The following is a 17,596-nucleotide window of genomic DNA, read 5'->3' as shown; positions in this document are numbered from 1 at the left end:
TTCCTTCGCGCACGTGGGACTGACTAGCGCTCGTCCGACGCCCACGATCCGCTTCGGTAGAGAGTTCCGCGACCGTCCGGGTCGGGCACGCCGTTCAGTGCGCTCTGCTCGGGTTCGGTCGGCTCGGGGTTCCGCGCGGCGCGGCGGGCCTTCAGCACGCGGGACCCGACGAACCAGGCGGCCGCCGCCACGCAGACCACGATCACCACCTTCTGGAGTGTGCCGACGTAGCCCTCGACGAGGTGCCAGTTGTCGCCCAGCAGGTAGCCGGCGAGCACGAAGGTGGTGTTCCAGATCAGGCTGCCCAGCGTGGTGTAGAGCAGGAACGTGGCCACCGGCATCCGCTCCACGCCGGCCGGAATGGAGATCAGGCTCCGGAAGATCGGAATCATTCGGCCGAAGAAGACCGCCTTCACCCCGTGCCGCAGGAACCAGGCCTCGGTCCGGTCCACGTCGCTGAGCTTCACCAGCGGGAGCCGGGCCACGATGGCGCGCATCCGGTCGCGTCCCAGCGCCGCGCCGATCAGGTAGAGCGCGAGCGCGCCCAGCACCGAGCCCAGCGTGGTCCAGAAAATCGCGCCGACCAGACTCATCCGTCCCTGCGCGGCGACGAACCCGGCCAGCGGCAGGATCACCTCGCTGGGGATCGGCGGGAAGAGGTTCTCCAACGCCACCGCCAGGCCGGCGCCCGGCCCACCGAGTCGTTCCACCAGGTCAGTGACGTAGCCGACGATCCCGTCCTGCGGTGGTTCCGCTGCGGTGGCGGGGGTTCCGGTGGCGAACACGGCGTGGGACGTTCGAATCATGCGCCCACGTTACGAAGTCATCCTGAGAGCCGACCATGAGGGCGACCGCCCGACCGCGCGGGCCGACCACACCTGTGGGGGTGCGGAAAGCCGCACCCCGCTGCGGCTCGCGGTGGCGCAGCCGCCGTGCGTACCCCTGGATGTCGCGGCAAACGCGCTGGCGCACGCCGCCGCGGTCCGCGCGGCGCGTGCGCGGGTGGTGGTCTTTCCGGAGCTGTCCCTGACCGGGTACGAGTTGGGCGCGCCGGTCGTGTCGGTCGACGACCCGCGGTTGGCGCCGCTGGTCGAGGCGTGCGCCGAGACGAACGCGCTGGCCCTGGTCGGTGCGCCGGTCGCGGGCGACCACATCGCGATGCTGGCGGTGATCGGCGGCGGTGCGACAGTGGCGTACCGGAAGATGTGGCTGGGGGACGCGGAGGCCCGCCGGTTCCGGCCCGGCGATGCGCCGGCCGTGCTCGAGGTGGACGGTTGGCGGGTGGGCCTGGCGATCTGCAAGGACACCGGTGAGACCGCGCACGCGGCGCGGACCGCGGCGCACGGCATCGACGTGTACGCGGCCGGCGTCCTCGAGTCGGCCCGCGACGCCGCCGTGACCGACCGGCGGGCGCACCGGATCGCCACCGCGCACCGGGTGTGGGTGGCGGTGGCGAGCTTCGCCGGGTCGACCGGCGGTGGCTACACCGAGGCGGCCGGGCGGTCGGGTGTCTGGACGCCGGACGGCGAGGTCTACGCCCGCGCGGGCACCGCGCCGGGCGAGTCGGTCAGCGTCAGCATCGGCTGACCGGGCGGTCGACGTCGGACCCATCCCCTAGCGTGGGGCAGTGTCATCGACACGAGGAGGAGCGCATGGGCGAGGCCGCGACGACGGGCACGGTCCGCTCGACGGACGGCACCACCATCGCCTACGAGCGCAGCGGCGCCGGTCCCGCGGTGATCCTCGTGGATGCGGCGGGCGGGTTCCGCGAGATGGGCCCGATGAGGTCGTTGGCGGCCCACCTGGCCGAGGAGTTCACCGTGCTGACCTATGACCGGCGGGGCCGGGGGCAGAGCTCCGACACGTCGCCGTACGCGCCACAGCGGGAGGTCGAGGATTTGCGGGCCCTCATCGAGGACGCGTCCGGCGGTTCGGCAGCCCTCTACGGGTTCTCCTCGGGGGCGGTGCTGGCGTTGCTCGCCGCGACCGGCGGCTTGTCGGTCACCCGATTGGCCCTCCTGGAGCCGCCGCTCGCGCAGGGCGAGCAGTCGACGGGCGATCCGGGCCTGGCCGCGGCCATCAGCGAGCTGATCGCCGCAGGCCGTCCGGGCGATGCGATGCTGCATTTCCAGCGCAGCATCGGCGTGCCAGCGGAGTTCATCGACGGGATGCGCGACGGGCCGGGCTGGCCGGCCATGGAGGCCTTGGCGCACACTCTGGTGTACGACCTCACCCTGCTCACGGCCCTACCTGCCGAGGCACTGACCGCACTCACGATCCCGACGTTGGTGCTCGACAGCGCGCAGAGCGATGCACGGCTGCACGGCTGGGCGCAGGGGGTGGCCGAGGCGCTGCCAGCTGGGCGGCACCGGACGTTGCCCGGCGAGTGGCACGGTGTCTCCGATGAGGTGCTGGCACCGGCGCTCGCCGACCATTTCTCCGGCCGCGCCGGCTGACCGGCGACGTCTGGCACCTGTCGTGGGGCTCGGGCAGGATCGGCTCATGAGCACTCTCCCCTCCCGACTCTCAGTGGTCACGCTGGGAGCACGCGACGTCGCCGCGCTGCGGTCGTTCTACCGATCGTTGGGGTGGCCCGAGCTGCCGAGCAGCGACGACGGATGGTCGGCGTTCCTGCTCGGTGGTGTGCTGTTCGCGCTGTACCCGCTGCCGGAGCTGGCCGCCGAGGCGGCGCCGGGCGTGCCCGCGCCGGCCGGTGGTTGGTCCGGTGTCACGCTGGCCCGCAACGTCGACAGCCGCGACGAGGTCGACACGGCGTTCGCCGCGGCCGTCGCGGCGGGCGCGACGGTGGTGGCGGAGCCGACCGACAGGTCCTGGGGCGGGCGCTCCGCTTACATCGCCGACCCGGAGGGCAACCGCTGGGAGATCGCCTGGGCGGGCACGGCCCGCTTCGACGAGCGCGGCGCCCTCATCGCCTTCGGCTGAGTCATCGTGTTTGCGCGGTCGGGGATGACCTTGAAATGCTTCGGGCATGACCTCCTTCCCCGGGACCTTCGCCGATGACGTCGTGGGCGAGTCCGCCCAGACGCAGTTCGAGGTGTTCATCGACGAGCACCGCAGGGCGCTCAACAGCTACCTGGACGGGCTGACCGAGGAGCAGGCGCGTCGGTCGTTGGTGCCGTCCCGGACCACGCTGCTGGGTCTGGTGAAGCACGCCGCGTTCGTCGAGAAGGTCTGGTTCGACGAGGCCGTCACGTGCCGCTCGCGCGCCGAGATCGGCATCCCCGCCACGCCGGACGAGTCGTTCATCCTCGACGACGGCGACACGATCGCCACCATCCAGCGCGCGCACCGCGAGGCGTGCGAGGCGTCCCGCCGCGCCACGTCCACCCTGGGCCTCGACGACCTGCTCCGCGGCAACCGGCGTGGCCCACTGCCGCTGCGCTGGGTCTACCTGCACGTGCTGCGCGAGCTTGCCCAGCACTGCGGGCACGCGGAGATCCTGCGCGAGCAGATCCTCGCCGCCGAATAGCGTCGCCGCGGCCCGAGCTGGTCGAGCCGGCGGACGGGGCAGGGGCGCTAGCCCCTGGCCCACCCACCGGTGTCCGCGAAGCGACGCAACGTCCAGCGGGCCGGCGGCCAGCCGCCGGGGTCGTGGTCGGTGGTCCATTCGGTGATCGAGGCCGGGGGCACGTCCAGGTCGAACGCCCGGAAGACCGGCTGCGCGGCGAGCGCGTGGAACGCGCCCTCGACGGTCTCGCTGTGGCCGACCAGGACCACCGTGGAGCCCCGGTGCCGGTGGGCGATCTCCATGATCGCGCGGCTGACCCGGACCACCAGTTCGGCCCAGCTCTCGTTGCCCTCCTCGAACGGTCGGAACACGCCGCCACCCGCCACCGCGTGTTCGGTGCGGAAACGGGCGGTCGGCAGGCCGTCGGCGTACGGGGGTGTGTGCCAGGTGCAGAGACCACAGTCGGCGACGGGCCGCACGCCGAACGCCGCGCCGATCGGTTGCGCGGTCTCGACAGCCCTGCGCAGCACGGACGAGTAGACGGCCACCGGCCCGTCGGTGGCGACGTCGCCGATGAGCCGCTTCGCCAGGTCGTGTGCCTGCTCGTGGCCGTGCGGGGTGAGGCCCCGACAGCCATGTGGCCCGCCGACGGTTCCTTCGAGCTGGTGGACCGACTCGCCGTGTCGAACGAAGATCAGACGTGTCCGCATCGGGACATCATGCCAGCGGTATCGACGGGGGTGTCAGTCGTCCGTACGGCCGGTGGAGAAGCTGTCGGCCCGCATGAGCAGAGCGTCCAGTTTCGCGCCCGTCTGCGCTGGTAGGCGGTCCCGCCGTACCAACTCGGCGATGTGGTCGCGCAGGTCGGCGACACGCTTGGCGCGGTCCCTGGTGCGGCGGTTGAGGTCGGCGAGGTCGTCACGCAGGTCGTCGGCGGTCTTCGGGTCGACGTCGTCGCGGGCGACCGCGGTGGCGAGGACGGCGGCGAACTCGCTTGTCACCTCCCGGAAGCTGACAGGTATCTGCTGCCCGACGGTCGGGGGCGCGGAGCTGGCGGCTGAGGTTGGCGAGGACGGTGCGGCCGGCGTCGGCGAGTGCGTCGTGGGTGCGGAGGCCGGAGCGGAGGTCGAGGGCGCGTCGGCGATCTCGGCCGGGTCGGGTGTGCCCGGGTTGCCGAGCGGATTTTCCGCGAGCAGGACGCCGACGCCGATCAGCACGGCGAGGACGGCCGCGACGAGAGCGGCGAGGGGCCGACGCGATCGGCGTCGGACCGGGGCGGCGGCAGGCGGGGCGGGGCGGGCCACCACCGACCTGTCGATCAGGGTGGGGGTGGGCGGCCGGCCGGATGCGCAGCAGCTCGGTGGGCGGCTCGACCGGCTGGCCGGCGCCGAAGCGGCGGGCCAGGTGCGCGGCGCTCGGCCGGTCGGCCGGGTTGGCGGCCAGGCAGGCGACGGTCAGCTCGGCGATGTCGGCGGGTAGGCCGGGCACCCGCAGCGGCGGCACCGGGGTGCCCCGTCGGTGCACCTCCAGCGCGTCCTCCCAGCTCTGCACCGGCAGTGGCGCCCGCCCGGTGAGGCTGCGGTAGAGCAGTGCGCCGAGGGCGTACACGTCGCTCGCCGGGTCGGGCGGGCCGGCGGTCAGCCGTTCCGGGGCGAAGTAGGCGGGGGTGCCCATCAGCGGTTCGCCGGACTGGCTGTCGAGGCTGCCGAGCGCGGCGATGCCGAAGTCGAGCACCTTGGCGCCGGTGTCGGTGAGCATGACGTTGCCGGGCTTGACGTCGCGGTGCACGACGCCGATGCGGTGCGCGGCGGCCAGCGCGGCGGCGATCTGCCCGGCCACCCGGACCGCCTCCGGCCAGGGCAGCGGCCCGGTCCGCAGCCGGTCGGCGAGGTTGTGACCGTCGACCAGCTCCATCACGAGGTACGGGACCACGACGCCGCCGTCGAGGGTCGCCTCGGCGTAGTCGTACACCTGGGTGACGTGTGGGTGGGTCAGCCGGGCGGCCGCGCGGGCCTCGCGTTGGATGGTGGCCCGCAGCTGCGGGTCGGTGGCGAACTGCCCGGCCAGCACCTTGATCGCGACCGGCCGCCCCAGCACCTCGTCGTCGCCTCGCCACACCTCGGACATGCCACCGAGACCGATCCGCTCGTGCAGTACGTAGCGGTCGTGGAGGCGGAGAGTGGGCATGAGCGGCGACATGGCTTCACCAGTCTGCCTGGCAATGCCCCACTCGACCACTCTGCGTGCCCGACCCCACACCGTTCGTCCCGCCCGTACCGGAATGGGATTGGTGCGGGTCAGGAGCAGCGCGGGGTGGCGGGCATTGGTCGCGGCTGGATGCGGTCGGCGAGCCGGCGCAGGGCGACGGCGGTGGCCTGCCGGGTCGGGGCGAGCAGGGCCCGACGGGGGTGTTCGACCTGGACCGGGGCGTCCGGTCGGGCCGAGTTGACGTGCCGGTTCATGGCGTCGAGCGCGGTGATGTATCCGGTGGGAAGTTCCATGGTCAGCTCCTCGGGACAGGTCCGGTGGAGTTCCGGACGACGAGTGCGGTGGGCAGCAACACGTGACCGGCCGCGGCGTCCGCGGGCGGGTTGAGCAGCAGTTCGGCGGCGATCCGGCCCTTCTCCTCGGCCGGCTGCCGGACGGTGGTGAGGCCGGCCGCGGCGGCCTCGGGGATGTCGTCGAAGCCGGTCACCGAGACGGTGGGACGGTCATGCGCCGGCCGTGCGGCCAGGGCGTCCAGCACACCGAGCGCGAGGACGTCGGAGCCGGCCAGCACGGCGGTCGGCGGTGCGGGTTGGTCGAACAGCCCGGCGACGGCTGCGGCTGCCGCCGGGCGGCTGTTGCCCGGGGCGTTGACCAGGGTGAGCTCCGCCCAGCCGATGCCGACCTCGGCGAAGGCGTCGGCGAACCCGCCGAGCCGACCTCGGGTGGTCGGATGCGGCACCTGGTCGACCCCGGGCAGGGTGAGCGGGCCGGCCGGCGCGTCGGGCAGCACGGAGTCGGCGAGCAGTGCCACCCGACGGTGCCCGAGCCCGGCGACGTGCGCGGCAGCGCTGCGCGCGGCGGCCCGCTCGTCGATGCCGACGAACCGTTCGTCGGCGTCGGCGTTGTCGCGGGCGGCCGTGCTGACGAACGGCAGCCCGCGTTGGCGGATCACGTCCAACGCCCATTCCTCGTCGGCCACGCAGTAGACGCAGAACCCGTCGACTGCGGCGTTCTCCACCGCCCGCCGGGCGTCGGTCACCGCCGTGGGCAGCGGCACCAGCAGCATGCTCGTGCCGTGCCGCTCGGCCGCCGCGCCGACACCGGCGAGGAAACGGACCGCGAACGGGTCGGTGAAGGCGTACGACAGGCGCGAGGTGAACAGCACTCCGATCGACCCGACGAAGCCCCGGCGCAGGGAGCGCGCGGTGGGGTTGGGGCCGGGGTAGCCCAGTTGCCGGGCGGCGTCCAGGATCCGCTCGCGCAGGGTGGCGGAGAGCTGGTCGGGGCGGCTGTAGGCGTTGGACACGGTGCTGCGGGAGACACCGACGGCGTCGGCCACGGCTTGCAGTGTTGGCTTCACCGGCACCCCTCTGTATCGATCCAGTCTGTATCGATACAGAGACTAGCCCGACGAGTTGGTGCCGGTCAATACGCGAGCTGAAAGTCCCGTCCACACGGGACTGTGCCGTCGAGGATCAGGCTGGGTAGGTGTCGTCCAGCAGTCGCCCGAGGATCTCCGCCGTACGCTCCGGCGGCTCGGCCTCGACGCAGAGCCGCTCCATGGCGACCGCGTAGTAATCCAGGTCGTCACGCTTGTCGAGGTAGATGGCGCTGGTGAGCTGTTCGATGTAGACGATGTCGGGTAGCTCCTGGTCGCCGAAGCGCAGGATGGTGAAGGCGCCACCGGCGGCGGCGTGGCCACCGGCGGCGAACGGGATGACCTGGAGCCGGATGTGGGGCGACTTGGTCGCCTCGATGAGCGCGGTGAGCTGGCCGCGCATGACCTCGGCGCCGCCGATGGGTCGGCGCAGCGCCGCCTCGTCCACCACCGCCCAGAGCTGCGGCGGGTTCTCCCGCTGGAGCAACTGCTGACGCTGCATCCGCAGCGCGACGCGCCTGTCGATCTCGCCCGGACCGGCCGCGCCGTGACCGAGCAGCACGACCGCCCGGGCGTACTCCCGGGTCTGCAGGAGGCCGGGCACGAACTGCACCTCGTAGCTGCGGATCAGCGCGGCGGCGGCCTCCAGGCCCAGGTACGACTGGAACCAGGACGGCAACACGTCGCCGTAGCGGTGCCACCAGCCGGGGCTGTTCGCGTCCCGGGCGAGCTTGAGCAGCGCGTCGCGCTCGTGGTCGTCGGTGACGCCGTAGAGGGTCAACAGGTCGGCGACGTCACGCTCCTTGAAGCCGACCCGGCCCAGCTCCATCCGGCTGATCTTGGATTCGGAGGAGCGGATCTCCCAGCCGGCGCCCTCCCGGGTCACCCCGCTGGACTCGCGGAGGCGGCGCAGTTGGGCGCCGAGCAGCATGCGCAGCACGGTCGGCCCGGTTGTCGGGCCACCCTCGGCGGGAACCATCGTCACGTGCGGACCTCCGGACACCGACCCACGGCGGCCGGGCGCCCCGGCCCGGCCGACGTGTAAGCATGCCATGGACCGACAGTGAGGTGAACTCCTCCGCGCCGGTGAATAAGTCCCGTCGCCGGGACGGCCCAACCCGGACGGTCAGTTGATCAGGTGGTCGAAATCGCCGTCCCGCGCACCGAGAACGAAGGCGGCGATCTCGTCCACCGTGTAGATCAGCGCCGGCCCCTCCGGGTGCCGGGAGTTGCGAACCGCGATGCCCGCTCCCCCGGGCAGTTCGGCGAGTTCGACGCAGTTGCCGCTGGGGTTGCTGCGGCGGCTCTTCTGCCAGCTCAGCGGAGGCAACTGGTGGATCGGTACGCCATTGGGTGGCTGCAGCATGGGGGCGTCTTTCTGTTACGAGCCCGCCGGTGGCCGTGGGAGGAGCGGTGACGGCGAGGGGGTGCGGTATCGACATTGGACGGTTCTGCACGTGCATCTGCTATTGCATCTGCATCCGACGGCGAGCATGATAACGCACATGATCGGTGCCCATCCGTTCACTTTGAGTTACCCCCACACGGGCAACGATCAGGCAAAACTGGGCCCGACGCGGCGCGCCGCGTCAACCGAAGACTGGAGGCGGTCGCGGCGATGGGAGGGTTCGTGCCGGATCCGATGAGTGTCGCCTCCGGCGTCTGCGCGGCCGGCGCGCTGCTCTCCTCCTGGCAACTACGCCGACGGGCGGTGCGCGCGGAGGCCGAGATCGGCCACCTCCAGGCCGAGCTGGCCGCCGAACGGCACGCCGCGAGTCACGACCCGCTGACCGGGCTGCCCAATCGACGCGCCTTCTACCGCCTGGCGGCCGCACTGCTCACCGACGCCGCCGGTCAGCCGCTGATCGCCGTGGTCCTCGACCTGGACGACTTCAAGCAGATCAACGACCGGTACGGGCACGCCGCCGGAGACCAGGTGCTGATCAGTGTGGCCGAGCGGCTCGCCGGCTTCGCCGGGGACAACCTCGTGGCCCGCCTCGGCGGCGACGAGTTCGCCGGACTGCTCTCCAGCCCCACCGTCGACAGGCGCTGGATCGAGCACTCCACCCGCCGGCTCAGCGAGACCGTCGCCGCGCCGATCCGGCTGAGCGGGTGCAGCGTCCGGGTCACCGCGTCCGTCGGGCTCGCCCCGGTGACCGGCCCGGCCCAGCTCACCGACGCGCTCAGCCGCGCCGACGCGGCCATGTACCAGGCGAAGAGCCTCGGTGGCGCCCGCTCACCCCGCCAACTGGTCGACAGCGCGTTCCTCGCGGAACGCTGACCGTTCAGCCCCGCGCCTCTTCGTCGCCGCGCCGCAGGGGCGTCGCGCCCGCCCCGAGACCGCGCATCGCCGCGTCGGCGAGGGTCACCAGACCCACCGGCGACACCAGCCCCCGCACGATCCGCGCCGCCCGGCCCCGGTCGGCCGCCTCGGCGTCGGGGTCCAACGCCTGGCGGGTCCAGTCGCTCACGTCGTCGAGCGCGCGGACCGCGAGGAACCAGGCCAGGCGCACCGGATCGACGTTGGCCCGGCCGTAGCCGGCGAGCACGGCCCTCTGCTGCTCGGGAGTGATCGGCGCGAAGGCGAGCACCCCGCCGAGGACGAACATGAGGTCGCACTCGGGCGGGGCGAGCACCGCGTCGTCCCAGTCGATCAGCCAGACCTGCCCGTCCGCGCCGAGCAGCAGGTTACCCAGGTGCGGATCACCGTGGCAGACAACGTTCCCGCCGGGCCGACCGCGCTGGTCGGCGGCGCGGCGCTCGACCTCGCGGGTCAGGGCACCCAGCCGGTCGGCCACCGCGGACCACACCCCCGCCAGCTCCGCGACCAGCGGGTCCGCCAGGTCGGCCGGGGCCGGGTCGCGCAGCCGCGCGGCCATCGCGCGGGTCCGGGCCACGATCGAGGGGTACGCGGCACCGCCCGCCGGCAGCAGCCGGCTCAGCTCGTCGGTCACCGGCGCCGCGTGCACGGCGGCCAGCACCTCGCCGTACGCACGCCAGTGCGCACCGGTCATCGGGCCGTCGAGCGCCCGCTGGTCGGAGACCCACGGCACCACCGAGAGGCGGCGGCCGTCGTGGTCGATGGACAGCCGTCCGTCGGCGGCCGGCAGCGGCGCGGCGATGCCCGGCACTCCCTGCTCGGCCAGGTACGCCGTCACGACCAGGCCGGCCGGGGTGCCGCCACCGCTCAGCTTGACCGCGTACCGACCGCCGCCGGCGGCCTGAGCCAGCCACAGTCGGGCGTGCTGGTCCGCGCCGTGGGTGACCGGCTCCATCGTGGACAGCCGCAGGCCGAAGCCCATCCGCACCCGGTCGGCCACCTGCCGCGCGCCGTCCTGCACCATGCGGACACCATGCCAGTGCTCCGGCCACCGACCCAGCCAATTTGCCGATCGCGCCGCGCTCAGCGCAGCGTGGCCAGATGACGGTCCAGCGCGGCGTACGACTCAGCGGCGCCCTGCGTCATACCGGAGTCGATCATGCCGTCGCGTTCCGCGGTGGTGTCGAAGCGGGTGGTGCTGGTGATGGTGGTGCGCCCCTCCTGCTCGGTGAAGACCACCGTCTCCACCGCGCTGTGGCCGGGCATGCCCTCGAACTCGAAGGTCTGCACGATCCGCTCCGGTGCGACGATCTCCCGGTACTCGCCGCGGAAGACGTAGTCCTTGCCGTCCTCGGCGTGCTCGACGAATCGGTAGCCGCCGCCCACCCGAAAGTCGATCTCCACGTCCAGTGGATTGCCCCGCCCCCACCAGTGCCTGAGGTGCTCGGCCTGGGTGTGTGCGGCGTAGACCAGCTCGCGGGGAGCGTCGAACGTCCGGGTGAGGGTGACCTCCTGGTCGGAGGGCAGGTCGATCGTCAGGTCAGGGAGCTTGCTCATGGCGGGTCTCCTTCAGCTTGAGCAGGTAGTCGTCCAGAGTGTCGTAACGGTCGTCCCAGAGCCGGCGGTACTGATCGACCCACTCGGCGAGCGTCTGGAGCGGCGCCGGGTCGAGCCGGCAGCGACGCCACTGCGCCTCGCGGGTCCGCGCGATCAGCCCGGCCCGCTCCAGCACAGCGAGGTGTTTGGAGATCGCCTGGACGCTGATCGGGAACGGCGCCGCCAGTTCGTTCACGGTCGCGTCGCCGGTTGCCAGCCGGGCCAGGATCGCCCGCCTGGTCGGATCAGCGAGCGCGGCGAACACGGTGCTGAGGGGATCTGCGGTCATTCGTCTCTTTCAACCGTCGAGTTAATCAACCTTCGGGTTGAATATACAGGTCAGCGTGATCGGGTCAACGACTTTCGGCGGTGCAACCGGGCAGAGGTGTTCCTGGACGTCGGCCGGGTATGGGAAACCAGCATCCGTCCAGGACCGCCGAGAGGAACCGATGTGGCGACAATCCGCGCCCTCGTACTCAACTGCACCCTCAAACCGTCGCCAGCGCCGTCAAGCGCCGAGCAGCTCGGTCGGGAAGTGCTCGCCGAGTTGGCCGCGCAGGGCGTGGAGGGGGACATGGTCCGGGTCGTCGATCACGACGTGCGCTTCGGAGTGTCCACAGACGAGGGCGACGGCGACGGTTGGCCGGCGATCCGCGCCAAGCTGATGGCAGCCCAGGTGCTCATCATCGCCACACCGATCTGGCTCGGCCAGCCCGCCAGCGTCTGCAAGATGGTCCTCGAACGCCTCGACGCCGAACTCTCCGAGACCGACGCCGAGGGCCGACTCCGCACCTACGGCAAGGTGGCAGGTGTCGCAGTGGTCGGCAACGAGGACGGTGCCCACCACACGATCGGTCAGGTGCAGCAGGCCCTCAACGAGGTCGGCTTCACCATCGCCGCCGCCGCCGCGACCTACTGGGTCGGCGAGGCACTGCACACAGTGGACTACCGCGACGCCGGGCCCAAGCCCGACACCACCGGCCGCACCACGAAGGCACTCGCGCTCAACACCGCACACCTGGCCCGGCTCCTCGCCGACCAGCCCTACCCACCGGCGGACGCGCGGGACGTCGCGGGCTGACCCGAGCCGGCGGCCGCACCCGCCGCGGGGTCAGCGCCAGCCGTAGCCGGCGCGCAACGCCTGCCCGACCCGGTCGAACCGGGGCCGATCCAGCACGGCGCCCTCCCGGCGGATGCTGTCCTCGCGCATGGTGAGCACCCGGTCCAGCCGGACCCAGCTCGGCCGGTTGTCGCGGTCCCACTCACCCGGCCCGAGCGCGAACCAGTGCCGCTGCCCGTCCCGCTCGCTCTGACTGGACAGCATCAGCCCGAACAGGGTCCGGCTGTGCCGCCCGACGACCAGCACCGGCCGGTCCTTGCCCTGGCGGGGGTCGTCCTCGTACGGCACCCACGTCCAGACGATCTCGCCCGGGTCGGCCTGACCGTCCCGCTCCGGAGCGTAGGTCAGCTCCCGACGCTGCAACGCGCTCACCTGACGGCGGCGGGCCACCTGCGCGGGCGCCGGCCCGGTACGCCGGGGCGACGGGATCACCGCACCGACCCGAGAGATACGCGCCGCGACATTCCTCAACAGACCAGCCACGGCGGGCAGCCTACCCGCCGCCGAAGCGGGCGGTACGACAGACTGGCCCGATGAACGAACTGCCCCGCGACCTGCCGATCCTGGAGCGACGCGCGGTACGGGTGGTGGTCACCGACGACACCGACCGGGTGTTGCTGTTCCACACCCACGACCCGGACCACCCCCGGCTGGGCACCTGGTGGGAGCTGCCCGGCGGCGGCATGGATCCCGATGAGACCTATCGCGACACGGCCGTGCGGGAGCTGCGGGAGGAGACCGGCATCGTGGTCACCGGCGACCAGGTGGGCGCGCCGACCTGGCGGCGGCGGGCGAGCTTCCTGCACCGGCAGGTACGGCACGTCCAGGACGAGGTCGTCGTCGCCGTACGGCTGGCCGGCCCCGGCCCGGACGTGGACGAGGCGCACCGGCTCGACTACGAACGGGAGGACTACTTCGGCTTTCGCTGGTGGCCGTTGCCCGAGGTGGTGGCCAGTCGGGAACGGTTCTATCCCGGGCAGCTCCCCCGGCTGATCACCCCGTTCCTTGCCGGCGCGGAGATCGACGAGCCGTTCGAGCTGTGGTCGTGAGCCGGACCGGCGGGCAGAGTGGGGCCATGAGGACCGATCTGCACGGGCCGCTCTCCGCGTACGCCGCGCGCCTGCACGCCACGGCCGGCGACGGGCACCACGTCGCCTCCCCGCTCGGCGCCTGGCTGCTGCTCGCGGTCTGTGCCAGCGCGGCGGCCGACCCCGACCCGGTCGCCGCGGAGAGAACTGCCGGGGAGCTGGCGCGCGCCCTGGGCACCGACCTGTCGAGCGCGGCGGAGGTCGCCCGAGCGCTGTTGGAGGCGCCGCACCCGCTGGTCGGGTCCGCCACAGCGCTCTGGCACCGACCGGGGCAGGGCGACGGCGGGCCAGCGGGGTGGCGGGCCGCGCTGCCCTCCACGACCGAGGTCGGCGTACTGCCCGATCAGACCGGGTTGGACGCCTGGGCACGCGAGCACACCCTCGGGCTGATCGAGACGTTTCCCCTGCGGGTCCGGCCGGACGTGGTGCTGGCCCTGGCCAGCGCGTTGGCCACCCGGGTCTCTTGGGCGACCCCGTTCGACGTCGCCGACGCACGCACGCTCGGCGCTGACAGCCCCTGGGCCGGCCACCTGCGGCGGGCGCTGCGCAGCCCGAGCCAGGGCCACCGGTGCGCCATCGTGTCCACAGCGCTCGCCGGTGACGTGATCGTGCACGCCGTACCGGCCCAGACCACCGACGGCGCAGGGCTGGTGGTCCTCTCGGTGGCCGCCGCGCCGCAGGTGCCACCGGCCGAGGTGCTGGCCGTCGCGTACGACCTCAGCGCCGGCGCGGCCGACGGCGCGCAACCGGCGGGCAGCCGCTCGCTGTTCGACCTGCCACTCGGCGCGACCCCGCTCTGGACGCTCAGCGAGGAGCGGGTACGCACCCGGGCCCGCGACGGCCGCGAAGAGCGGCACACCGCCGTCCTCCCCTGCTGGTCGGCCCGCAGCGACCATGACCTGACCGCCCCGGCGCTCGGCTTCCCGGCCGCGGCGGCAACGCTGGCAACGGCGATGGCGCTGCCGGTGGAGCGCTTCGAGGCACGGCAGACGGCGGTGGCCCGGTTCGACAGGTACGGCTTCGAGGCAGCGGCGGTGACAGGCATGTTCGGGCTGACCAGCCTGCCGCCGGAGGGCGTGGCCCGCACCGCCGAGTTGCGCTTCGGCCACCCGTACGCCGTGGTGGCCGTCGCCACCGACACCCGGGCCGACGGCGCCACCGGCCCCTGGCACGGGCTGCCGGTCTTCTCCGCCTGGGTCGCCGAGCCCGAGGAGGTGCCCGAGGCATGAGCCACCTCGGGGAGGACCAGGTGGCCGGGGTGCTCCGGCAGTGGATCGGTACGACCACCCCGAAGCTGCTGGGCGAGGGCATGGAGGGCGCGGTCTACGAGGTCGACGACGCGCGGGTGGCGAAGGTCTGGTTCGCCGGCTCGGTCGAGTCGTCCCGCCGGGCAGCGGCGTTCTACGAGGCCCTGGCCACGAAGCCGCTGACGTTCCGGGTGCCGCGCATCACGCAGGTGGAATCCGTGGGAGGTCGGGTCGTCACCGTCGAGCGGCGGCTGACCGGGACGCCCCTGGCCGCTGGTCTCGCGGCCGGCGCGGTGTCACGCGAGGACGCGTACACCGTTGTTGTCGACATCGTCGCCGCGCTCGCGGCCGGCGGTGGGCTTCCGGCGGCCCGTGAGTTGGCCGTCCTGGGCGAGGACTCCCCGCTGTTCAACGCCGGGGAGGGCTTTGCGGTGGCACTCGCGCGCCTCGCCGAACGCCGGGCCGAGCGTTTCCGAGCGGTGCTGAGCAGTGCCGTCGTCGACTTCCACCGGAAGGCCGCGGCGCTCACCAGCCGTCTGGTCGAGGTCGACAGTGGCCGGCGAGCGGTGCTGCACGGTGACCTGATCCCGGGGAACATCCTCATCGACGCCTCGGGCCGGCCGAGTGCGGTGCTGGACTGGGGCTTCCTGACCACCGAGGGCGACCCGACGTTCGACGCGGCTGTCACCGCCGCGATCTTCGACATGTACGGGCCGGAGGCGGAGCAGGTGGAACGCCATCTCCTCGACCGGTTCGAGGCGCGGTTGGGCTGTGACCGCACGGCGCTGCTCGTCTACCGTGCCGCCTACTCGCTGATCACGGCGAACGCCTACGACCCGACCGGGCAGGACGGCCACTTCGCCTGGTGCGCGGCGGCGTTGAATCGGCGCGACGTCACGAAGGCTCTCCTGGGCTGAGTCGCGCTCGGCCCCGCTCGATCGCCGGAGGCGGCGGTGCTCATTCGGGTGTATCACCCGGCCGGAAGGACTCCTCGCCGTGCTGCTCGGCCTCCCGTACCACCTGGTTGGCGGTGCTCGGATCGCATCCGGTGGCCCGCAGGAGGTCGCTGGCGGCGGTGCGCAGTTGGGTCACCACCGCATCGCCGAACTCGTCGACGCCCTGCGCCCGGGCGCGACCGGCCTGGTAGACGGCGTCGCGTGCGGCGTGGCGGGTGCGCTCGGTCGGCCGGCCGGCGCGGTGTTCCCGGCGCAGCAGCTCGACCGCGTCGGCGAGTCGCCCGACGCTGGCCGGTAGGTCGGCGGGGATCGGCTCGTTGTACTGCAACGCCATCGCCGACCGGCGGGCCACTCCCCGGCTGTGTTCGATGACCCGTTCCACGTGCTCGCTGGCACGCGCGAACCGCTCCACGTCCTGCCGGCGCAGCCACCGGGCGGGCGCAAGGCTCACCACCTCCTCGGCGCCGCTGAGCGCCTGGTGCATCCGTTCGAGGTCGGGGCCCATGGCGCGCAGCGCGTCCAACGCGCGGACCGCCCGCGGCTGATCCCCGGTGTGCAGCGCGGCGGAGACCTCCCGCAGGTGCCTGGCGAGGCCCTGGTAGATCGGCGCGGCGTCCCGGTCGAGGATCCGCATCGGGTTCAGCGGCACCAGCACCGCGACCACCACGAGACCCACCACGCCACCGACCATCGCCTCGACGATCCGGGGCCACTCGAGATCCTGCTGGGCCGGGCTGAGGGCGGCGAGCAGCACCGCCGTACCGCCCGCCTGACCGACCGCGGCACCACTGCGCCCGAACAGCACGAGCGTGGCGAAGATCGCGCACCCGACGACGAACCCGGTCTGCCAGAACCCGGTGCCCAGAAAGGACAGCAGGAAGTCGGTGGTGGCGATACCGAGACCGACCCCGATCAACAGTTCGACAGTGCGGTGGGCGCGTTGGCCGAGCGCGGCGACGATCGTGCCCACCGCCGCCGAGGGCGCGAAGATCGGCGCGGGGTTGCCCAACACGTTGTGCCCGATGGCCCAGGCCAGAGCCGCGGCGAGGCCCGCCTGCACCGAGATCACCAGGGCGACTTCCAGCTGACTCAGCCGCAGCCGCCCGGCCCGTCCACCTCGACCGCGGACCCGCGCAGCAGCCGCCCTGACTCGTCCCACCACACGCTCATGCCGGGGGCGGGTCACGTCGGCTTGGCGGCGACCATCAGGATCCACCGAGCACTCGTACCACGCCGCAACCCGGCCGGTCCGGACAATCCCGACACGAGGTCGGGTCAGAGACCGCCGTCGCGCGGTAGTCGCGCCACCATCTCCCGGAACTCCCGCACCGTCATCGCCGCCCGCAAGGTGGCGAAGACGGCGCCGGTGCCAGCCCGGGCGGTGGCCGGATCCACCCCGGCACGCTGTTCCACCCGGCGAAGGAACTCCACCGGGCCAGCGTCCGTCGGGGGTGCGGACGCGGCAGCACCGCCGACCTCCAGCCCCAACCCGCTGGTCAGCCCGTCGACGCCGGCATCCGGGCCGGCGGCCTCGGTCTGATCCGGGGCCGGGGCGGTCAGGTAGCCGTCGACCTCGTTCGGAAGGTGCGCCACGAGGTCGTCGGGCGCGCCGCCGGTCACCCGGTCGGCCAGCGTCTGGAGCACGGCGCGGGCGAGCACGGCGGCCTGCTCGGCCGGCAGGCCGGACCGTTGGGACACCGCGTCGATGAAAACCGGGAACCCGTCGCCGTCGGTCACGCTCGGGCGGTTACCCCTGGCCGGCCGCCACAAACGGCCACTAGGCCAGCAGACCTTCGGCCAGCAGGTGGTCGAAGATGATCTGGTCGACCGGCGAGGTGCGGTTCCGGTCCGCGTACCGGAGCCAGGCCATCTCGGCGATCTCGCTGGCCGGCCGCAGCTGGCCCTGATAGCCGGCCCGGTAACAGGTCATCCGCACGGTGACGCCGGCCGCTTGGCTGTGCGCCTGAGCGGTGAAGGTGCCCAGGTGCTCGGCATCGCGGACGTCGACCTCGACGCTCAACTCCTCGTCGATCTCCCGGCGCAGGGTCTCCAGGTCGGTCTCGCCCGGCTCGCGTTTTCCACCCGGCAGGTACCAGACGTCCTTGCCCACCGACCGGGTGCTCAGCACCTGACCGTCCTCGATGAGAATCCAGGCCACCTTGTCGATCTCGCGCACCCCTGCTCCCTCCGGCCGTCGGGATCGGGGACGCTACC

At 72.8% G+C, this 17,596-nt stretch carries 24 protein-coding genes; 9 read left to right on the top strand and 15 right to left on the bottom strand.

Going from position 1 to position 17,596, the window contains the following annotated elements:
• Positions 1-23: 23 nt before the first annotated feature.
• Positions 24-806: a DedA family protein gene (locus ACQP0U_RS13190; protein WP_433318919.1), complete on the bottom strand. Its 783-nt coding sequence runs from the start codon at positions 804-806 to the stop codon at positions 24-26.
• Between ACQP0U_RS13190 and ACQP0U_RS13185 the strand changes: the two genes are divergently transcribed.
• From ACQP0U_RS13185 to ACQP0U_RS13170, 4 genes are all read left to right on the top strand, one after another.
• Positions 805-1,587, top strand: a complete 783-nt coding sequence (locus tag ACQP0U_RS13185; RefSeq protein WP_433318916.1) for a carbon-nitrogen hydrolase family protein — start codon at positions 805-807, stop codon at positions 1,585-1,587. The two genes, ACQP0U_RS13190 and ACQP0U_RS13185, sit on opposite strands and share 2 nt — an antisense overlap.
• A gap of 65 nt (positions 1,588-1,652) precedes the next feature.
• The gene (locus tag ACQP0U_RS13180) at positions 1,653-2,456 is read left to right on the top strand and encodes an alpha/beta fold hydrolase (protein ID WP_433318913.1); all 804 of its coding nucleotides are present in this window, start codon (positions 1,653-1,655) and stop codon (positions 2,454-2,456) included.
• A 46-nt stretch (positions 2,457-2,502) separates the two neighbouring features.
• The gene (locus tag ACQP0U_RS13175) at positions 2,503-2,943 is read left to right on the top strand and encodes a VOC family protein (protein WP_433318910.1); all 441 of its coding nucleotides are present in this window, start codon (positions 2,503-2,505) and stop codon (positions 2,941-2,943) included.
• Between the two features lie 46 nt (positions 2,944-2,989).
• The gene (locus ACQP0U_RS13170) at positions 2,990-3,490 is read left to right on the top strand and encodes a DinB family protein (protein ID WP_433318908.1); all 501 of its coding nucleotides are present in this window, start codon (positions 2,990-2,992) and stop codon (positions 3,488-3,490) included.
• Between the two features lie 47 nt (positions 3,491-3,537).
• Here ACQP0U_RS13170 and ACQP0U_RS13165 read toward each other — a convergent pair whose 3' ends face one another.
• From ACQP0U_RS13165 to ACQP0U_RS13135, 7 genes are all read right to left on the bottom strand, one after another.
• Positions 3,538-4,179, bottom strand: a complete 642-nt coding sequence (locus tag ACQP0U_RS13165) for a histidine phosphatase family protein (RefSeq protein WP_433318905.1) — start codon at positions 4,177-4,179, stop codon at positions 3,538-3,540.
• 33 nt (positions 4,180-4,212) lie between these two features.
• Complete coding sequence (locus ACQP0U_RS13160; protein ID WP_433318902.1) at positions 4,213-4,470, bottom strand: hypothetical protein; 258 nt, start codon at positions 4,468-4,470, stop codon at positions 4,213-4,215.
• Complete coding sequence (locus tag ACQP0U_RS13155; RefSeq protein WP_433318899.1) at positions 4,388-5,668, bottom strand: serine/threonine-protein kinase; 1,281 nt, start codon at positions 5,666-5,668, stop codon at positions 4,388-4,390. The genes ACQP0U_RS13160 and ACQP0U_RS13155 overlap by 83 nt, the downstream gene beginning before the upstream one ends.
• Before the next feature lie 98 nt (positions 5,669-5,766).
• Positions 5,767-5,970, bottom strand: a complete 204-nt coding sequence (locus ACQP0U_RS13150; RefSeq protein WP_433318896.1) for a hypothetical protein — start codon at positions 5,968-5,970, stop codon at positions 5,767-5,769.
• Positions 5,971-5,972: 2 nt separating this feature from the next.
• Positions 5,973-7,016 (bottom strand): LacI family DNA-binding transcriptional regulator, encoded by a 1,044-nt coding sequence (locus ACQP0U_RS13145; RefSeq protein ID WP_433318893.1) that lies wholly within the window; start codon positions 7,014-7,016, stop codon positions 5,973-5,975.
• 136 nt (positions 7,017-7,152) lie between these two features.
• A complete protein-coding gene (locus ACQP0U_RS13140) occupies positions 7,153-8,040 on the bottom strand; it encodes a helix-turn-helix domain-containing protein (protein ID WP_433318890.1) in 888 nt (295 codons plus the stop codon).
• Positions 8,041-8,181: 141 nt separating this feature from the next.
• The gene (locus tag ACQP0U_RS13135) at positions 8,182-8,418 is read right to left on the bottom strand and encodes a DUF397 domain-containing protein (RefSeq protein WP_354973666.1); all 237 of its coding nucleotides are present in this window, start codon (positions 8,416-8,418) and stop codon (positions 8,182-8,184) included.
• A gap of 267 nt (positions 8,419-8,685) precedes the next feature.
• Between ACQP0U_RS13135 and ACQP0U_RS13130 the strand changes: the two genes are divergently transcribed.
• Complete coding sequence (locus tag ACQP0U_RS13130) at positions 8,686-9,336, top strand: GGDEF domain-containing protein (RefSeq protein WP_238658305.1); 651 nt, start codon at positions 8,686-8,688, stop codon at positions 9,334-9,336.
• A gap of 4 nt (positions 9,337-9,340) precedes the next feature.
• On the opposite strand, the gene ACQP0U_RS13125 is transcribed toward ACQP0U_RS13130, so the two are convergent.
• From ACQP0U_RS13125 to ACQP0U_RS13115, 3 genes are read right to left on the bottom strand one after another with little or no spacing between them, the layout of a single operon-like run.
• Positions 9,341-10,399, bottom strand: coding sequence for a phosphotransferase enzyme family protein (locus ACQP0U_RS13125; RefSeq protein WP_433318887.1), 1,059 nt, complete (start codon positions 10,397-10,399; stop codon positions 9,341-9,343).
• 59 nt (positions 10,400-10,458) lie between these two features.
• Positions 10,459-10,932, bottom strand: a complete 474-nt coding sequence (locus ACQP0U_RS13120; RefSeq protein WP_433318884.1) for an SRPBCC family protein — start codon at positions 10,930-10,932, stop codon at positions 10,459-10,461.
• Positions 10,916-11,260, bottom strand: a complete 345-nt coding sequence (locus ACQP0U_RS13115) for an ArsR/SmtB family transcription factor (protein WP_433318881.1) — start codon at positions 11,258-11,260, stop codon at positions 10,916-10,918. The genes ACQP0U_RS13120 and ACQP0U_RS13115 overlap by 17 nt, the downstream gene beginning before the upstream one ends.
• Before the next feature lie 162 nt (positions 11,261-11,422).
• Here ACQP0U_RS13115 and ACQP0U_RS13110 point away from each other — a divergent pair, with 162 nt between their 5' ends.
• On the top strand, positions 11,423-12,052 hold the full coding sequence (locus ACQP0U_RS13110; protein WP_433318878.1) for a flavodoxin family protein: 630 nt from the start codon (positions 11,423-11,425) through the stop codon (positions 12,050-12,052).
• 30 nt (positions 12,053-12,082) lie between these two features.
• Here ACQP0U_RS13110 and ACQP0U_RS13105 read toward each other — a convergent pair whose 3' ends face one another.
• A complete protein-coding gene (locus ACQP0U_RS13105; protein ID WP_030336385.1) occupies positions 12,083-12,574 on the bottom strand; it encodes a type II toxin-antitoxin system PemK/MazF family toxin in 492 nt (163 codons plus the stop codon).
• Between the two features lie 50 nt (positions 12,575-12,624).
• Between ACQP0U_RS13105 and ACQP0U_RS13100 the strand changes: the two genes are divergently transcribed.
• Genes ACQP0U_RS13100 through ACQP0U_RS13090 form a run of 3 tightly spaced genes read left to right on the top strand, consistent with a single transcriptional unit; the run spans position 12,625 to position 15,343 of the window.
• Complete coding sequence (locus ACQP0U_RS13100) at positions 12,625-13,140, top strand: NUDIX hydrolase (protein ID WP_433318875.1); 516 nt, start codon at positions 12,625-12,627, stop codon at positions 13,138-13,140.
• 26 nt (positions 13,141-13,166) lie between these two features.
• Positions 13,167-14,408 (top strand): hypothetical protein, encoded by a 1,242-nt coding sequence (locus tag ACQP0U_RS13095; RefSeq protein WP_433318872.1) that lies wholly within the window; start codon positions 13,167-13,169, stop codon positions 14,406-14,408.
• Entirely contained in the window at positions 14,405-15,343 is a 939-nt protein-coding gene (locus ACQP0U_RS13090) for a phosphotransferase family protein (RefSeq protein ID WP_433318870.1), read from the top strand. Before ACQP0U_RS13095 ends, ACQP0U_RS13090 begins: the two co-directional genes overlap by 4 nt.
• 40 nt (positions 15,344-15,383) lie before the next feature.
• Here the strand turns inward: ACQP0U_RS13090 and ACQP0U_RS13085 are convergent, their stop codons facing one another.
• The 3 genes from ACQP0U_RS13085 to ACQP0U_RS13075 form a co-directional block, all read right to left on the bottom strand.
• On the bottom strand, positions 15,384-16,541 hold the full coding sequence (locus ACQP0U_RS13085) for an FUSC family protein (protein WP_433318867.1): 1,158 nt from the start codon (positions 16,539-16,541) through the stop codon (positions 15,384-15,386).
• 116 nt (positions 16,542-16,657) lie between these two features.
• Positions 16,658-17,119: a DUF2267 domain-containing protein gene (locus tag ACQP0U_RS13080; RefSeq protein WP_433318864.1), complete on the bottom strand. Its 462-nt coding sequence runs from the start codon at positions 17,117-17,119 to the stop codon at positions 16,658-16,660.
• Between the two features lie 40 nt (positions 17,120-17,159).
• Positions 17,160-17,558, bottom strand: coding sequence for an NUDIX hydrolase (locus tag ACQP0U_RS13075; RefSeq protein WP_433318861.1), 399 nt, complete (start codon positions 17,556-17,558; stop codon positions 17,160-17,162).
• Between the last annotated feature and the right edge of the window lie 38 nt (positions 17,559-17,596).

Origin of the sequence: Micromonospora sp. CA-269861, from assembly GCF_050948505.1 — a bacterium.
Taxonomy (GTDB): Bacteria; Actinomycetota; Actinomycetes; order Mycobacteriales; family Micromonosporaceae; genus Micromonospora.
This window is presented reverse-complemented; position numbering and strand designations above follow the sequence as displayed.

Excerpts from the sequence above, each read along its gene's own strand:
- ACQP0U_RS13100 (WP_433318875.1), top strand. The coding sequence starts at position 12,625 with ATGAACGAACTGCCCCGCGACCTGCCGATCCTGGAGCGACGCGCGGTA.
- ACQP0U_RS13095 (WP_433318872.1), top strand. The coding sequence starts at position 13,167 with ATGAGGACCGATCTGCACGGGCCGCTCTCCGCGTACGCCGCGCGCCTG.
- ACQP0U_RS13115 (WP_433318881.1), bottom strand. The coding sequence starts at position 11,260 with ATGACCGCAGATCCCCTCAGCACCGTGTTCGCCGCGCTCGCTGATCCG.
- ACQP0U_RS13180 (WP_433318913.1), top strand. The coding sequence starts at position 1,653 with ATGGGCGAGGCCGCGACGACGGGCACGGTCCGCTCGACGGACGGCACC.
- ACQP0U_RS13090 (WP_433318870.1), top strand. The coding sequence starts at position 14,405 with ATGAGCCACCTCGGGGAGGACCAGGTGGCCGGGGTGCTCCGGCAGTGG.
- ACQP0U_RS13170 (WP_433318908.1), top strand. The coding sequence starts at position 2,990 with ATGACCTCCTTCCCCGGGACCTTCGCCGATGACGTCGTGGGCGAGTCC.
- ACQP0U_RS13125 (WP_433318887.1), bottom strand. The coding sequence starts at position 10,399 with ATGGTGCAGGACGGCGCGCGGCAGGTGGCCGACCGGGTGCGGATGGGC.
- ACQP0U_RS13120 (WP_433318884.1), bottom strand. The coding sequence starts at position 10,932 with ATGAGCAAGCTCCCTGACCTGACGATCGACCTGCCCTCCGACCAGGAG.
- ACQP0U_RS13165 (WP_433318905.1), bottom strand. The coding sequence starts at position 4,179 with ATGCGGACACGTCTGATCTTCGTTCGACACGGCGAGTCGGTCCACCAG.
- ACQP0U_RS13150 (WP_433318896.1), bottom strand. The coding sequence starts at position 5,970 with ATGGAACTTCCCACCGGATACATCACCGCGCTCGACGCCATGAACCGG.
- ACQP0U_RS13155 (WP_433318899.1), bottom strand. The coding sequence starts at position 5,668 with ATGTCGCCGCTCATGCCCACTCTCCGCCTCCACGACCGCTACGTACTG.
- ACQP0U_RS13185 (WP_433318916.1), top strand. The coding sequence starts at position 805 with ATGCGCCCACGTTACGAAGTCATCCTGAGAGCCGACCATGAGGGCGAC.
- ACQP0U_RS13175 (WP_433318910.1), top strand. The coding sequence starts at position 2,503 with ATGAGCACTCTCCCCTCCCGACTCTCAGTGGTCACGCTGGGAGCACGC.
- ACQP0U_RS13190 (WP_433318919.1), bottom strand. The coding sequence starts at position 806 with ATGATTCGAACGTCCCACGCCGTGTTCGCCACCGGAACCCCCGCCACC.